Raw genomic sequence first — 15,060 nt, 5'->3', positions numbered from 1 at the left:
CCGTCTTAAATAGGGACAGTCTTCTTTCTTATGAATGTTGATAATGTGTGTAAATTTTAGCTGGATGGCCATAGCCCAGCGTATTGAGAAGTACCGTAGTCAATTGTTTCAGCACTGATGACGAAGCTGATCAGCATACTGTTGCTGTCAATTGCGTCAAAGTCTACCTGATGCTGGATCACATATCCGTTTTGCCAGTTCAGTGTAATCAATGTTCCTTCTTCGTGAGACTTATTGAAAGTAATTTCTCCTACTGTGGGCTTATATTTACCGTTTAGTAAGCTTTCAAGGATGTCTGATTTTTCAGTAGCCTCTACTGTAACCTTGATTAATGCGTTAGAAGGATCTGATGCTACACGTCCTGAAACGTCTGTAGATCTTGATACGCTGTAATTCATTTTTAACAGCTTCTGCCCTTCTCCATTATTGAATTTTAAGATTCCTCTTGAATTTCTTTCGGCCATGATTAGTAAATTTAATCGTTAGTAATATTTTGTGATTCGGTGATTGTGTTAGCAAATATAGAGGCTCTTTTCGGCTAAAAAAAACTTTTCCCTATAAATCTGAGATTTTGTAGTAGTTCTACGATTTGTTGTCGTAATTCTACGACAATGGATTTACGAACCACACTATAACATCCATTAACACAATGTTTTAAATTATATCTCAGTTTTTGGATAAAAAATATTTTTACACATAAAAGAGAAATATAAGGATTCAAAGTTTAAAAATTTAAGATTTAAGGTTTGTTGATTTGTCTTTATACTACAAAAAAAGCAGAAGTCTATACTCCTGCTTTTGATATCATAAAATGAATTTCTTAATGTTTTGTATATTCCGGTTGTTCTGTTGGAATTCTTGATGGGGTAAAGTACTCATTAAGCCAGTAGAAGGTTTGTCCGTTCTGCTGAATTTTTACAGCCGGGTTATTTCTGTTGGCAAGCATTCTGTCTGCTAAGTTCTTATAGTGCTGGAAATAATTTTTTACTGTTTCACCAGGTACAACTTTTGATTTTTTCCAACCTTTCAGTTTATATTTGGCCATCAATTCTTCTTCAGAAAGGTCAAATCCTGTACTCATTCCGATTGCGTAAGACATTGGCAGCTCATAAAGCGCTCCTTTATCTAAGAATTTTATCGTAGGATTATACTTCTTCAATAGCTTTACATACTCTTTCACTGCTCTTGCCTGATTAAAGTCTGCACGGTCGGCCTGAGTATTTCTGTAAACTTCCGTATAGAAAGCTTTTAAGTTATCATATTCCGATTCAGAAATAAGGATTCCCTTTTCTATTCCCGGCGTAAAATCTTTCAGCTCTTTTGGAATATACCCTTTCACAAGGAATGGGCTTCCATAGTTGATCAGCTGTGCTGCAATTCCGGCAGAAACCGGATTGGTAAGTCCCGGGTACAGATATTTATATTTTAAATCTACATCTGTTCTTCCTGCTCCTACGGATGAATGGAAATATTCATTAAGAGATTTATCAACAGTCTGATTATCCAAAGTCACCTGTGCAATAAGGCTGTCAACAGATTTTTTCAGGTATCCCGGAGTGGTAATGTCTCCTTTTTTAGGGAAGATAACAAATCCCTGAGACATACTCTGTTTAGGATAAGCTAAAGAGAAGAATCCGGTATCTCCTTCTACAAGGCTGAAGTTGTTCTTGGTCAAAACATCATATTGGTTAATGATCTTCTGCTTTTTAAGTTCAGCAATATTTTTCGCTGTATTGGTTACCACATTTTCAGCCATCAATACAAAATCATTGTAAGTATCAGATGATCTTGCACTGGTCTGGAACATGATTAGCCTTGCCTGAGCCTGTGTCAACGAGCTGATGACACTGTACATATTTCCGCTTTGGTTGGCAGAAGTACCTACAGTCACCACAATATTGGTTTCATCAGAAACATTTGAAAGAAGGTTTCCTGCTGCTGTAAGAGCCTCTCCTACCGGCTGATAACCGGTAGTGCTTGCACAGTTCATTTCATTGGTTTTCTGATCAATAAATGTGGTAATCTTACTGTAATCTGTACTTAAGTTAGACACAGAGATATTTTCTCCACATGGATTGTTTTTGTATAAAACCACACCATATTTAACATTATTAAAATACGATGGTTTTTCAAATCTAAGCTGAAGATCCTGTAAAAGTGATTTTACAATAGGTGCATAAGGCGCATTGGCTGCACTTACATCTAATGCAAAAACAATATTGATATTTTTATCTCTTTCCGTAATCTCTCGGTAACGGTCAAAATAAATAGGTTCACCTAATACATTGGAAACAAAGTTCTTGCTGTAATCTAAAATATTGGTGAAGTATTTTGTCTTTGAATCAGGAGTTGGAGTTTCTTCTAAAGGAAGATTTACCGGGAAGATATTTTCCAGCGGCGTTCTCTTATTTACATCCGTAAGAAGAACAGCCGTTTTATTATCAGCATCTGAAGCAGATCCGCCTGGATGTCCTTCATGAATCCCCAGTGTTGTATCGGTAATTCCTGTTGTATTTTTAAGCTTGATAGCAGAACGTTCTCCCCAGCTTGAAATTACGTTTGAACTTACCCATCCGTAAAGACCTTTGTTGATGCTGTCCATATCCACAGACGGTTTTTTACCTACCAGGAAACGTTTGTTATTTTCAGCCATCTTGTATACATATACAATCTGTCCGTTAGGAATTTTTACATTGGCTGTCTCAATAAGACTTGGTGAATTAAACACCATAATAGAGTCATTTTTATAGTACCTTTCAGCATTTCTGATGACTTCGCTGTTATTAGGTACTACGGCTACTCTTACAGGATACCCTGTTTTTTCGCTTTTCAGAGCATTATTCCAAAGAAGGAGATCAGACTCCTGGATCCAGCCATATGTTTTGACAGATTTTGACGAGACTTTCTTCATTAAAGCATCCGGAACATATTCCGCTACTTTTACCATTCCGTCTCTATGTTTTAAAACCATTAAAGGTTCAAGGAATTTCACTTCTTTGTAAGACTTCTCATCATCTTTATCCAAATAAGCCGTATTCCTTGATCTGTCTGAAATAACAATCCATGGAACTGACTTTTTTGGGTATCCGTTAACGACAGGGGAAGCATCCACCTGCCCATATTGTGAAGGCTCCGGGGTTTTCTTTGACGGCAGTTTTACCTGGCAACTCGTCAATAATACTGATAACCCTATATAATATGCTGCTAGAGGAAATTTATTTTTCATCCTATTTAATCTTTTTATGATTGGCACATCCGTAAGACCGGACGAAATTATTTGCTTTGATTAATATCTACTTTAGTTACACAGTTTTGCGTGTCATCCAGATTTACTTTTACCGTCTGGATCACTGTATTTTTGTCAAACTGAAGGCCTGCGCAATACATGTAAAAATTATTTACTTTGCTGTCATTTACTTTTACAACAGTATTTTCATTGTTACACAGATAGGTTTTCAACAGGTAATTGTAATGCATGTTGAAGCTGTTTCCGTTAGCAATCTGCTGCAGGTGATATTTGAAATCATTATCTACTTTTGCATAAGAGTCTTCTACTGAAACTTCGTCTTCTGCAAGAGCATCATAAGCCGGAAGAATTTTGATACGGTGATAGATAGGATCCTGGCTTTGTTCTGTATACAGTGTTACCAGATATTCTCCGGGTTTTTTATAGGAATAGATGGTAAATTTATCCTTAGCATCTGTATTTCCGGATTCCCCGAATTTCCATGCAAACTGTTTTGCATCAGAAATGGCACGGAAAGTCACATTTTCATTTTGCATGGCCTGGCTCACAGCTTCGATGGTTGTTTTTGCTGTTGCAGTATCTTTTGGTTTCTGAACGCTTCTTGCGCCTACCATTACAGGGAAAGATTTCGTGTACTTGTTGTCAACGATCAAACTTACCTGATAATATCCTGGTTTATTATAGAAGTGAATACCACTGTTTTTATCTGAAGTTGTCCCATCTCCGAAATTCCATCTTTTGGTTTTCGCAAACTGGGTTTTATCTTCGAATAAAAGTGTGTCTCCCACCGCCAATGAAGACGGATAAACCACCCCAACAATATCATCGGCTGAATGTATTACCTTTTTCTGCAGCCACAGAGCAACCAATGCTGCGATCAGCAAAGTTGCAATAACACCGATAATAATGTTTTTCTTGTTCTTTTGAAAATAATTCATAGTTAGTAATTGTGATGTGTTTTATTTAAAATTCCTAGTATTTATTTGCTTACTGCATTCTTGCTTTCAGATCCTGCTCGCGCTGATAGAGCTTATTTTGCTTATCTTTAAATCCGATTCTGCATTCATCTACCTGTTTCTGGAAAATTTTAATGTCTTCAGAGGTTGTTGAAATGACTTTTTTGTCATCAAAATACATTTTATAAAATTTTGCAATCTGCGGGTAGGCATCTTTACGGATATCCACCACGTCTGTACTATTAAAATAGCTGTTAAGATCGTTAACACCCAGCTGGATATTGTTTTCGATAAAAGGCTGTGGTCCGTCATCAGTAAGTTTGGTAATCATGGTATATGTACTGTCCATGATGGGAAGAACAACTTTCTGATGTTGTTCAAATTCTGCTTTCTGCTCAAGATTCTGAATTCCTCTTACGTCTTCATCAGAAAAAGGAGATACAAATCCTTTTAAAAAGATCACTCCCAAAAATAACATTGCAGTTACCAGCATCAGTATTAAATAAAAAAACTGATAATGCCTTTCTTTCTTAGATAATGTGATTTGTCCTTGCATATCTTTTCTTTTTATCTTCTTCTTTTACTTCCTGTGAAATTTCTTGTAGGGTCTTTTCTCAGCTCATTATTGGTCACTTTGATCTTGCCCATACATTCATCAAGATCTCTCAAAACTGTTTTCTTCTGATACTCCACTTCAATGATCTTGGCTTTTAAAGTCATCATGGGTACAATCTGTTTCATCAGTACAGCATAGTGTTTAAAGCTTTGTACACTGTCTTTACCCATAATATTTTTAGCATCTCTCACATTATCCATAATACTGGTTCTGAGAAATACCTCATTCTCCACCTTATTAATGCTAAGCTGGTTCATTTTGTCGTAGATATCATCAATGTGATCCTTAAGCACGTCACTTCGAAGCATCAGTTCTTTATAGGCTTCAGCTTCACGGCTGATCCCCTCCCGCTGTATATCATAACTCTTAAAGAAGAGATATAAGCAAGCAAAAGATACAACTGACAAAACGGCAAATGACAGAATAAACTTCCAAATGCCCGTTCTGACGTCAGATTTGTTTAATTTTTTTTCCCTGTTAGAAGACATAATTTGCGATTTGTTTGGCCTGTGAAAATATAAAAAAAAAATTTTATGCACAATACGTAATTTCCCCCAGGCCTGTTTCGTGAAAACCCTGATTAAATTAATATTAATTTTCACTTTGATAAGTTTTTCATAAATTAGACCTCTAAATTTTAAATATCATTCGCCAAATCGATATTAAGAATGAGTAAAATATTATCTAATACCGTACGTTTTTCCATTGCTGACAGTGATTTTTATTTTAAAAAAATAATGATCAAAACACTTATGGAAAATCCTTTCTATATGCTTCTGAATGATTGTAACAATGGGCATGAACTGGTAAACAGAATCTACAGAAGACAGGAAGATGTGTTCATTATTGAACTTTTCATGCCGGTATTAAGTGGAATTGAAGCCATTAAATACATCAGAAAAAACAATACAGAAACCCCTATCATCACCTATTCCGGCACTTATCAGGAGGACATGGCTGAAATTCTTTCAAAGATTCCCAATATCTATTACTGTCAGAAAAAAAGCACTATTATAAAGGATATTATCAAAGGAAGTATTGCATCTGACGACTTCGATTACCAGGCTTATTCCAAAGAATGGGAGCAGCAACCGCTTGCCGTACAGGAATATATGGACAGGCAGAAGAAAGGACAGGAAGAGCTTTCACCATCAGAAATACAGCTTATGAGATTCTGCTATGAAGGTTTCAGCAATAAAGAAATTGCAGAAAAGCTTAATCTGAGCACCAGGACTATTGATACCTATATCAACAGGCTTACAGAAAAACTGGGATTAAAAACAAAGCTTCATCTTATCCGTTTCTGTGTAGAAAACGGATATTATAATTCGAGTTTATAAAAAAATTTGATTTTGGTTAAAAAAAGTAATCCGGGTTTAAGAATGAAGGTAGATAAGAGGATCTTACCATATCCTGCTCAAGATTATAAAGTGCTTTAAAGGCAGCTATAACCAGCATTTATTAAATTTTGTTCATCTATTTTTTGTACCTTTATCCGGCTGTATTATTTTATTGTTAAATTATCATCACCCGACCTTAATTTAGTGTATCCATAAAAAGTCCAACTCTTTGAATAAAAATATTTTGCCACTAATTTGCTAGTATTCAATTTTTTTAACTAAATTTGCACACCTAAAATTTAAAATTAAAATAAGGAAATGACAAAGGCAGAATTGGTAAACACCATCTCAAATAAGTTGGGAACAGAAAAGAATGAAACACAGAAAGTTGTAGAAGCTTTTATGCAGGAGATCAGAACTTCTATGTATAATGGGGATAACGTTTATCTAAGAGGTTTTGGATCTTTTATCATTAAAACAAGAGCTGCTAAAACAGGAAGAAATATTTCTAAAAACACTGCAATTGAGATTCCTGCTCATAACATTCCTGCTTTCAAACCATCAAAATCTTTTGTTGAGAAAGTAAAAACTAAAGTTGCAGTAAAATAAGAACATTAACTGAATATTAACTAGTTACTAAAAAATTAAAATTATGCCAAGCGGAAAGAAAAGAAAAAGACACAAGGTTGCGACTCACAAAAGAAAGAAAAGAAGAAGAGCAAACAGACATAAGAAAAAATAATCTCTTTTTCTCGAGATTTACAATATAATAATATAGTTGGTGGATTTAAATTTTTAAAGTTCACTAACTATATTTTTGTTTGCAACTATAAGATTCCGCGGAAAACGGAGGGTTTCAAATATTATTTTAATAAACATATAATGATTTTCATTCAAAATCCTTATATTTAATAGATGAATTAATCGATAAAAAACATCCACTTCCTATAATCTTAACAATTTTATCTTATTAAAAAATGAAGAAAGAACTAATAGTTTCGCATGAAGATGATCTTACAAAGATTGCGCTGCTGGAAGACGGAAGACTATGTGAACTTCATGAGCAAGAAGACAAAAGCGATTTTATAGTTGGAGATCTGTTTATAGGAAAAGTAAAAAAACTGGCACCCAATCTGAATGCAGCATTCGTCAATATCGGATATGACAAAGATGCATTTCTGCATTACCAGGATCTGGGCCCTCAGTATCTTACGTACAGAAAGTTTTTAAAAGATACTATTTCTAAAAAACAAAGCACTTCGAGCTTAAAAAATTTCGAGATACAACCCGAAATAGACAAAAACGGAACGGTAGACAAAGTAATTGCCAAGGACGATTTAGTTCTGTTACAAATTACCAAAGAACCTATCTCTACCAAAGGTCCAAGAATCTCTACCCAGATTTCTTTAACAGGACGTTTCCTGGTTTTAATTCCTTTTGACAATAAAGTTTCTATTTCCAAAAAGATCAGAAGCTCTGAGGAAAAAGAAAGACTGAGAACCCTTATCGACAGCATTAAGCCTGAAGGATTCGGAGTGATCATCAGAACGGTAGCAGAAGGAAAAAAAGTTGCAGACCTGCATAATGACATGAACCAGCTGGTTCAGAAGTGGGAAAGCACTTTCAAAAACATCCAGAGAAATAAAGTTCCGTCTAAAGTTTTAAGCGAAGAAGACAAAGCTTCAGCTATTCTAAGAGACAATTTTAATCAGGACTTCGTGAATATCATCTGCGACGACGAGCAAATGGTGAACGAAATGAAAAATTACATTGAAGTAATTGCGCCTGAAAAGAAAAATATTGTCCAGTTTTATGATTCTCATATTCCACTTCTGGAATATTACAATGTTGAAAAACAGCTTAAACAGAGCTTCGGAAAACATGTAAACATTCCGAGTTCCAAAGGAGCTTATCTTGTTATTGAACACACAGAAGCACTTCACGTAGTAGATGTCAACTCCGGAAACAATATTACTACCGGAACTGCTGTCAACAAAGAGCATGCACTGAAAGTGAACAAAATGGCTGCTACAGAAATCGCAAGACAACTTCGCCTCCGCGATATGGGAGGTATCATCGTTATCGATTTCATAGATATGCCGAATTCTGATCACAGAAGAGATCTTTACGAGCATCTGAAAGAGGAAATGAAGCGTGACAAAGCGCGCCATAAAATCCTTCCTCCAAGTAAATTTGGTCTGATCCAGATCACCAGACAAAGAAACCGTCCGGAAAAACAGATCGACACCAAAGAAGAAAACCCGAACAAAGACGGAGAAATTGTAGCTCCTATTGTTATCGTGGAAAGAATGGGTGAAACTTTAAGAAACATCCTGCAGAAAGAAAAAGGAAAAATCTACCTGCATGTACACCCATTTGTGGAAGCCTACCTTACAAAAGGCATTAAAAGTATCCAGATGAAATGGTTTATCAAATACAAAAAGTGGGTAACCATTGTTCCAAGGGATTCTTTTAAATATTTAGAATATAAAATTTACAATTCCAAAAAAGAAGAATTGATAGAATTTTCTAATTAAGACAAAATTTAAAACCTTCAGTTGTACTGGAGGTTTTTTTTATTATCTTTTCTTGCTATAAGTTTCGGCTAAAGCCAATGGATGTTTTTTGTTTATGCAGGCTGGGCTAAAGCCCACCCCTATTGAATTTTAACGACAAGATCTTTTATCTTTTATCTTTTATCTTTTATCTTTTATCTTTTATCTTTTATCTTTTATCTTTTATCTTTTATCTATGAAAAACCACCATTACAAAATTACCGTCCGCTGGACAGGCAACCAGGGAACAGGAACAACCGGCTATAGGGACTACGAAAGGAGTCACACCATTTCAGCAGAAAACAAAGTTGTGATTGAAGGTTCGTCTGATCCTGCATTCCGTGGTGACAGAACAAAATACAATCCTGAAGAGATGTTTTTATCTTCTCTTTCCTCCTGCCATATGCTTTGGTATCTTCATTTCTGCTCTGAGGCGGGTATTATTGTTACAGATTATACTGATGAAGCAACGGGTATCATGGGGGAAACAGCCAGTGGGAGCGGTCATTTTACAGAAGTAACTTTGCATCCTACGGTAACTGTTGCGGAAGAATGTATGAAAGAAAAAGCAGAACAGCTCCATCATAAAGCCAATGAATTTTGTTTCATTGCCAATTCTGTTAATTTTCCGGTAAAGCATATCCCCGTTCTGTTAGTTAAATCTTAAAATAATTAGTGTTATCATTCATTAACAATGATCAACATTAGGTTTTAACAATAATAACTCCAAAAAACTCCACAAAAAGAGAATTATTTAACAAAAAATCAATAAAAATAATATTTTATCATTAATAAAAACATAATAATTTGAAATTATTTGTCAATTTTATTCAAAATATGAAGTTTTTTCCTATTTTTATATAAACAAAATAAACCATGATGAAACCAAAATTGACTATTTTTGATGAACCGATGCTCTATACAGAAGGATTATCAAGACTACTTACCCAAAGTAAAATTTTCAGTACAATTGATATTTGTAATTCTCTAGAAAACCTCTCAAAACATTTAAAAGAAGAACCTCCGGAAATGCTTGTGATGAGTTCCAATATGCTTATGCTTTCAGAAATCTGCAAGCTTGTGGAGACTATTATTGCAAAGCATAAAAATACCAAGATTACTATCATTGGGAGTTCATATGATGTGATTGACATCCGAAAACTCTTCAATAAAGGTATTAAAGCTTATCTGGATAAAAATTGCACCTATGATGAGTTTCTTAAATCCATCAATGTTTTACTTCTTAATGAGATCTATATCTGTGATCAGGCAAAGGAAAGAATGATCAATTTTATCAGTAGTGAACAGGGAAAACCCAATCCTCACATCAAAGAACCTCTCACCCGTCGCGAAATGGAAATTCTTAAACTGATCTGTGACGGATGCAGCAGTAAAGACATATCAGAAAAATTATTTATCAGTATCAATACGGTAGAAACACACCGAAAAAGAATTCTTTTGAAACTCAATGCGAAAAATTCAGTCGGAATTGTAAAATATGCGATAGAGAATCATATCATCGACTGAAAGACTTCCATGAATCACTCAAAAATTCCAGGCTTTAGAAAGTCTGGAATTTTTTTTCCCCTGATTTTAATTTCAATAATTCTCCAGGGAAATTTTTATTGTTACCTATCAAAGTCTGTAGAATAAAAAGTGAGGCAGAGAAATAAGAGACTTAACAATGAAAAACGTATTTAATTACTTCTCAATTGATCTCTAATGGGTACAGATAGTATCTCACACCTCACTTACAACTAAAACCTTGGACTTTAAACATTAAACTTTGAACATTAAACTTTAAACACTAAACGCTTCTTACTCATAATCCGGCATTTCTCCATTGCTGAATAGCGTTGCTCTTGTCATATCAGTCAACGTATTACTAAGGTCAATGACCATTACATTCCTTTGAGAAATATTATCATTGGAGGTATTCATAAAAATAATCTGAGCGTTATTTGGTGAGAACCTGGGATCAAGATCATTTGTGCCCAGTACTTTTTCGCTTTCTGCAGAAATATCACTCACAGCATCTGTGACAAGGTTATACATAAAGATATGTGAATCCAGCTGACGGTAATTTCCGCTTCCATCCAGATATCCGGAAACATCACGGGTAAAAAGAAGAAGCTGTCCGTCTACAGAAAAGTTCAACCCTCCGCTGGCACCTGCGGTACCTGACAATACAGTTTTAAGAACGGCACCATTACTATCGATCACATAAATTTTAGTGTTATATCCGTTATAATCATTGGTTTTCAATGCTATTTTACTGCCGTCGTAGCTCCAGTCGCATTCTGAGATCAGGCTTCCATCCGGAGTTGTATATACCAGGCTCAGCCCGCTTCCATCTTTATTAATCCTGTAAAGCTTATTAAAGTTGGAATAAATAAGCTCCTTACCGTTGGTACTCCATGCAAAGTCCATTTCATAATTGTTAAATCCTGCAACAGCAACCGTTGTTACTTTAAAAGGATTGGAACCATCCGGATTGGCAGTATAAAGATGGGTGCTTCCGCCTTCCGTACGAAGGAATGCAATGAGACCTGCATTATTGTTTTTGCGCGGTCGCCAGCTGTTGTAGGAAGAATTGGTAAACTGGAAGTTATTTCCCTGGTCATCACTGGAAATGATCACAAAGTTTCCATTTTGTTTCTGAACGTAATGATACCTGTTGGCTGGAACGGTATTGGTGGTAAATTTACTGATAGAACTTAAAACTGGCTGGTGAATGCCGTCCGAAACAGACACCTGCCAGAAGTAACTTACACCAAACTTCAGATTTGAAAGCGTATAGTGGTTTGCTGTCAAATCATTAACCTGAATCACATTAGTGTCAAGATTATTTTTAATTGTCAGGCTGTATCTTAATACATCTGCTGTATCGGGATCTGTTGCGCTCCAGGTTAATTCAACACTCAAAGGCTGATTTACTGCGTTATCTATCGGACTTAGCAACTGTGGTGTAGCGGGAGGAGAATTCAATGAAGTATCATCATCCATCTCAAAAACTACCGTTACTACCTGATTTTGATTTTGTATATTGACTGACTGAAAGCTTGTAATATATCCTGAAAGTTCTGCTTTTACAGAGTAATTGCCTACCGGCATGACAGCGATTTCAAATGAGCCGTCTGTACCACTGAAAACCGTTTGTGTCGTAGGATTGGTAAAAATCTTCACGTTAGGAATCGGCACATTACTGCCTCTTTTTACGACTTTTCCTTTTAACATTCCTGTTTGCGCCTGTTCTACAAGGTCTTCATTGCATGAAAACAGACAAAAAGCAAAGATGAATATGCTGAATATTTTAATTATAGTTTTCATAGTTCGTGTTTTTATTTGTTTCCGAAGTAAAAGTTGATTCCTATTCCAAAGCGCAAAGCCTGATCTTTTCTTTTCCCATTTACAAGGCCTTCCCAGTCGTCTTTGAAGCCAAGGTCATATTGGGCGGAGGCTCTCAGTGAGAAATTCTTGCTGATCATATATTCCAGCCCACCCCCGAATTGTGCTTTATATTGAGGTTTATATTTTGAATACAACGCTCCTGCTCCACCATACACAAATGGACTGAATCTGTATTTCGGAAAAAGGATATATTCCAGATTCACTTCAGGACCATAGTAGTTTCTTTTCACAATATTTGAATTTTCAAGCGTAAAATAACTTGCGTTCAGTTCCACATTCAGGTAAGGAGTAAGGAAATATTTAAGGCCTATTTTTCCACCAACATTCATTTTAGAACCTACATAGTCATCTTTAACTTTCTGCCCTTCAACATTCGCAAAAACAGATAGTTTTTGTCTGTAATCCTGCGGATATCTGCCGCCAATCACCCGGTCATTATTTTGCTCCTGTTCTCTGTTATATTCGTTGATTAAACTTTGATATCCTCCATTCTCATCTATTGCTTTCCCCCATATTTTATCTCTGATTCCTTCAACAATCAGAGCTTTTACGGCCTTTTCTATGGCTTCTGTCACGGCGAGCTGAACAGGTTCATTTTGAGTAAGACCCACCTCAGCTTCCAGTAGTCTTTCAGTATCAATATATCTGAAAAAACTTCCGTTAACACTGGTTGAAAGAATGGTTTTAGAGGTATAAACCGTTTTAAGAATTTCTCCGTTAAGGGTAGAGACAGCGCGGAGATATATCGTAATTCTGTCCTGGCGGTATTGTGTGGAAGCACCGATTCCGAAATACCTTGCGCCAAGTCCTCCGGTCAGAATATTGCTGTCGTATGAGATAACGCCGCCTTCAAGAAGAATTCCGGCGTATAAAAGAGGGGGAAGTGCTTGATTGTTTTTGTCTGCATCCTTGATGTATTCCTGTCTGGTGGAACGGATGATCTGTCTTTCATTGAGAAGATTAGCTATATTTTCCCTTTCAATAGGAACAAACCAGCGGCTGTCTTCTAATGCTTTGATGAGAATGGTTGTAGTTCCCTGAGGAACTGCCGTACTCCAGTTGTTTCCGTTTTCGGAAGGCTTATACTGGCCGGTCTGATCTCTGAATTTGTAGACTCCTATTACAATCTTCTCTTTGGGAAGCGGAAGATTTTTCAATTCTGCAGTGGAAGAAGTAACCTCTCCCATTGTTGGTTTTTCGGGATCCGAAGGTAAACCAAAGATTGAACTACAGGCCTGCAGAATGCATAGCAGGAAAGTGCAGAAAAAGATTCTGGTATAAGTGTAGGTTGTCATGGTAAGTTTATTTTTAGTTATTTCCTATTTCGGAATTACGATCTCGGACTGATCACCATTGCTGGTATCCAAAATATTGATTAAAAGTCCCTGATTAGTATTGGTAATTTGCAGATAAAGGGATCCGAAAAGGTAATTTCCGGGTTTTATGTTTCCATCACCAAACTGTTCATCAAACAGTTTTCTTGAAAGCTCACTGAGGATCTGTCTGTTCAGACTCTGGGTAAAACTATCAAGGGAATTCACACGATCCAGCAAGTCGCTGAAATCATTTTTTTCATCAAATGGGTTTTGTGCATTAGCAGAGCTTAAAAGCCACTGGTAATTAAATGTATCTCCTCCGAAAGCTGGATTTACCGGCTTATAGACGAGCTGCTGAGCTTTTCCGTAGAAAACACCCGCAATACATGTCAAAATAATGATAAAGGTTTTCATGGCGGACATTTTTAATAGATAAATTCATTTTTTATAAGATTTTTCTTGGCATTAAATTCTTTGATATATTTTAAGCTATAACCTAGCTGTTCTTTTAAATAATCCTCTGCCGGATTGGTCATAAAACTGTAAATAATTTTATCTTCCATCTGAATAGTAATCTGACCGCTTGTTCCACGGAGAGGAAGTTCTGTAATGGTAATGACACTGCTGCTTTTATCGGGAAGCTGACTGTATTGCATGTAAAACATATCATAAAAGTCTTTTCCTACTTTGGTTTTTGTCTCATCTATAGTAAGTCCTCTGAGCTCATAAGCAGCATCTTCCTCAATCTTAGCTGTTTTTTTCTTAAAAAGATCGCTGTTCAGTTCAAGACTGTCTTTAGCAATCAGTTTTTGGGTTTCTTCATCCCTGATATAAAGGAAGGCTTTGAGAGCATCTTTTGATTCGAGATTCACACTGATCTCCGATAATACCTTTACTTCATTGGGGTTAACAGAAAATTTCCCATTCTGCTGATTATTTGAGAGATTTCCGCCGTTCCCTTTTTTAATAGAAACCAAAAGGTAATTCAGTTCTTTATACACAGCGGTGTTATTGATGACTACGGCTTTCAATCTTACCTGGTTTTCAAGGAGACTACTCTCTATCCTGGCGTTTACTTTCTTATCTTCCTGCCCATAAACCCATACAGACAGGAAGGTAAAAAATGTACCCAGGCTTAGGGAATATAAAATTTTCATCACTTGTGTTTTAATAGTTTCTCATGAAAACTGTTTTATTATCTCCTTTTACATTAATCTGAATTCCATCCGAAATACTGTTGCTTCCTGTAACATCAATAATATTATTATTTCCCTGAGCAGTAATAGCAGCTTTTGCTTCTTTATCTGTGAATGAATTGATAAAATATAAGGTATTAAAATCTCCAAGCTGTTTTACTACAATATTTGTTCGGGCGTTAAGGGAAAGTTCGGCATTGTTATAGTCTCCTATCTGAATAATATCGGATCCATAAGAACTCTGATCTGTCTGCTGTCTGGCTATAAGATTAAAGATTGTATTACTGTTTACCTTATCCCAGTCTATTTCCTGTGCATGTATTGGCAGCCATGTGAAAAGCGCCAAAACACTCCATCTTAAGTTAAACATAGCCTGTTTATTAAAGTTACATGAATAACAAATCTGTGAAAACTGAAGGTAAA

General features: G+C 36.0%; 15 protein-coding genes. 5 read left to right on the top strand and 10 right to left on the bottom strand.

The genetic code is table 11. The features are described from left to right. Positions 1-56 precede the first annotated feature (56 nt). The 5 genes from tssD to tssO form a co-directional block, all read right to left on the bottom strand. The gene (tssD, locus tag FB551_RS20710) at positions 57-464 is read right to left on the bottom strand and encodes a type VI secretion system tube protein TssD (RefSeq protein ID WP_034697144.1); all 408 of its coding nucleotides are present in this window, start codon (positions 462-464) and stop codon (positions 57-59) included. A gap of 356 nt (positions 465-820) precedes the next feature. Then, a complete protein-coding gene (locus FB551_RS20705; protein WP_142018773.1) occupies positions 821-3,226 on the bottom strand; it encodes a VWA domain-containing protein in 2,406 nt (801 codons plus the stop codon). Between the two features lie 47 nt (positions 3,227-3,273). Further along, on the bottom strand, positions 3,274-4,185 hold the full coding sequence (locus tag FB551_RS20700; RefSeq protein WP_047429461.1) for a PKD domain-containing protein: 912 nt from the start codon (positions 4,183-4,185) through the stop codon (positions 3,274-3,276). A 49-nt stretch (positions 4,186-4,234) separates the two neighbouring features. Next, complete coding sequence (locus FB551_RS20695; protein ID WP_034697149.1) at positions 4,235-4,759, bottom strand: type VI secretion system transmembrane protein TssO; 525 nt, start codon at positions 4,757-4,759, stop codon at positions 4,235-4,237. 11 nt (positions 4,760-4,770) lie between these two features. Then, positions 4,771-5,307: a type VI secretion system TssO gene (tssO, locus tag FB551_RS20690; protein ID WP_142018772.1), complete on the bottom strand. Its 537-nt coding sequence runs from the start codon at positions 5,305-5,307 to the stop codon at positions 4,771-4,773. Positions 5,308-5,487: 180 nt separating this feature from the next. Between tssO and FB551_RS20685 the strand changes: the two genes are divergently transcribed. The 5 genes from FB551_RS20685 (at position 5,488) to FB551_RS20665 (ending at position 10,241) form a co-directional block, all read left to right on the top strand. Then, positions 5,488-6,159, top strand: coding sequence for a response regulator transcription factor (locus tag FB551_RS20685; protein WP_047429454.1), 672 nt, complete (start codon positions 5,488-5,490; stop codon positions 6,157-6,159). Between the two features lie 318 nt (positions 6,160-6,477). Beyond that, on the top strand, positions 6,478-6,768 hold the full coding sequence (locus FB551_RS20680; RefSeq protein ID WP_002984212.1) for an HU family DNA-binding protein: 291 nt from the start codon (positions 6,478-6,480) through the stop codon (positions 6,766-6,768). Positions 6,769-7,136: 368 nt separating this feature from the next. Next, positions 7,137-8,696: an Rne/Rng family ribonuclease gene (locus FB551_RS20675; RefSeq protein WP_047429450.1), complete on the top strand. Its 1,560-nt coding sequence runs from the start codon at positions 7,137-7,139 to the stop codon at positions 8,694-8,696. A gap of 214 nt (positions 8,697-8,910) precedes the next feature. Then, positions 8,911-9,381 (top strand): OsmC family protein, encoded by a 471-nt coding sequence (locus FB551_RS20670; protein WP_142018771.1) that lies wholly within the window; start codon positions 8,911-8,913, stop codon positions 9,379-9,381. Between the two features lie 209 nt (positions 9,382-9,590). Next, complete coding sequence (locus FB551_RS20665; RefSeq protein ID WP_226798750.1) at positions 9,591-10,241, top strand: response regulator transcription factor; 651 nt, start codon at positions 9,591-9,593, stop codon at positions 10,239-10,241. A 291-nt stretch (positions 10,242-10,532) separates the two neighbouring features. On the opposite strand, the gene FB551_RS20660 is transcribed toward FB551_RS20665, so the two are convergent. The 5 genes from FB551_RS20660 to FB551_RS20640 are packed head-to-tail and all read right to left on the bottom strand — an operon-like array spanning position 10,533 to position 15,007. Next, complete coding sequence (locus tag FB551_RS20660) at positions 10,533-12,044, bottom strand: carboxypeptidase-like regulatory domain-containing protein (RefSeq protein WP_142018770.1); 1,512 nt, start codon at positions 12,042-12,044, stop codon at positions 10,533-10,535. Between the two features lie 11 nt (positions 12,045-12,055). Beyond that, the gene (locus FB551_RS20655; protein ID WP_142018769.1) at positions 12,056-13,420 is read right to left on the bottom strand and encodes a CsgG/HfaB family protein; all 1,365 of its coding nucleotides are present in this window, start codon (positions 13,418-13,420) and stop codon (positions 12,056-12,058) included. Positions 13,421-13,444: 24 nt separating this feature from the next. Continuing rightward, complete coding sequence (locus FB551_RS20650) at positions 13,445-13,855, bottom strand: curli production assembly/transport component CsgF (RefSeq protein ID WP_047429540.1); 411 nt, start codon at positions 13,853-13,855, stop codon at positions 13,445-13,447. A gap of 11 nt (positions 13,856-13,866) precedes the next feature. Further along, positions 13,867-14,598, bottom strand: coding sequence for a curli-like amyloid fiber formation chaperone CsgH (gene csgH, locus FB551_RS20645; RefSeq protein ID WP_047429444.1), 732 nt, complete (start codon positions 14,596-14,598; stop codon positions 13,867-13,869). 10 nt (positions 14,599-14,608) lie between these two features. After that, the gene (locus FB551_RS20640; protein ID WP_047429441.1) at positions 14,609-15,007 is read right to left on the bottom strand and encodes a hypothetical protein; all 399 of its coding nucleotides are present in this window, start codon (positions 15,005-15,007) and stop codon (positions 14,609-14,611) included. Positions 15,008-15,060: the final 53 nt, after the last annotated feature.

Source organism: Chryseobacterium aquifrigidense (assembly GCF_006716485.1).
Classification (GTDB): Bacteria; Bacteroidota; Bacteroidia; order Flavobacteriales; family Weeksellaceae; genus Chryseobacterium; species Chryseobacterium vietnamense.
The sequence above is the reverse complement of the archived record's forward strand: the minus strand, read 5'-3'. Positions and strand labels throughout refer to the sequence as shown.